General features: G+C 61.1%; 1 protein-coding gene and 2 pseudogenes. 1 reads left to right on the plus strand and 2 read right to left on the minus strand.

The genetic code is table 11. The features are described 5' to 3' along the window. Window positions 1-125, plus strand: a pseudogene (locus CFB82_RS43065) (IS3 family transposase); the annotation flags it as partial. A gap of 55 nt (window positions 126-180) precedes the next feature. Here the strand turns inward: CFB82_RS43065 and CFB82_RS41640 are convergent. Both CFB82_RS41640 and CFB82_RS44415 read right to left on the minus strand, forming a co-directional pair. Further along, window positions 181-357 (minus strand): annotated as a pseudogene (locus CFB82_RS41640) (tyrosine-type recombinase/integrase); the annotation flags it as partial. Window positions 358-399: 42 nt separating this feature from the next. Next, on the minus strand, window positions 400-996 hold a 597-nt coding region (locus tag CFB82_RS44415; RefSeq protein WP_256990787.1), incomplete at its 5' end, for a transposase.

Below are 996 nucleotides of genomic sequence, written 5' to 3' on the forward strand. Positions count from 1 at the left end.
CCCGTCACAAGCGCCGGTACAAGGTCACGACGGATTCGAAGCACAAGCTGCCGGTCGCGCCAAACCTGCTGAGCCGGGATTTCGCACCGGCGGCCCCGAATCAGGTCTTCACGTCCGACATCACGTAGGGGAGGCTTCAGAAAACGGAAAATATTGCACGCTAAGGCCGGCCCGGGCGTACTACGTTCGTCCGAACGCCTGATTGATCTCTCGTGCGCGCAGGATATCGTCGCCGTGCAGGTACATTGATGTTGTCGCGATCGACGCATGGCGCAAATTATCGCGAACCGTCGTCAATCCAGCGCCACGAGCAAGGGCGTGGCTGGCATGGCTATGACGCATCCAGTGGGGGCTTGCGAGCAAACGTCAATTGTGGTGTATGCGGACCGATCGGCATGATCAGGCGGCCAGCGGTTGAGGAGCCGGTGTGCTCTCAATCACCGGGGTTCCGTCTTTGAAGGCAACGCCCTTCAGAAGCGGCTCGATCTTGTCAGCGCCGCGGATCTTTCTCCACGACTGCTCGGCCGCCTCAATCAGCTTGAACGCCATTCCAAGGAACGTCGCGCGCGACAGGCAGTTGCGCGTGCGCGACGTGCGATGACGCACCGTCGCGAACGTCGACTCGATCGGGTTCGTGGTGCGCACGTGCTGCCAGTGCTCCGCCGGGAAGTCGTAGAACGCGAGTAGCGCGTCGTGATCCTTGCTCAGCTTCTCCACGGCCTTCGGATACTTGGTCGGACATGCGAAATTCAGGCGGTCGTTTCGAGCTGCGCGCAACGCGACCTCGTCGCGAGTTGAATCGCGCGCGTCAACACCGCCGCCCATCGAAATGGCAAGTGCATGGGTACGCCAACCCGTAATTGCCGGGTTATGGTGAGGTAATAATGCGCGAAAGCCGCACTTTTGACGCACCGAAGCAAGCGCAACAAGACTGGCCCGATGCCCAGTCGGGCAATCGCGCGCAGCAACCAGCGCAGGTTGAAGCCCGTTGCGCAC

Origin of the sequence: Burkholderia sp. HI2714, from assembly GCF_002223085.1 — a bacterium.
GTDB lineage: Bacteria > Pseudomonadota > Gammaproteobacteria > Burkholderiales > Burkholderiaceae > Burkholderia > Burkholderia lata_D.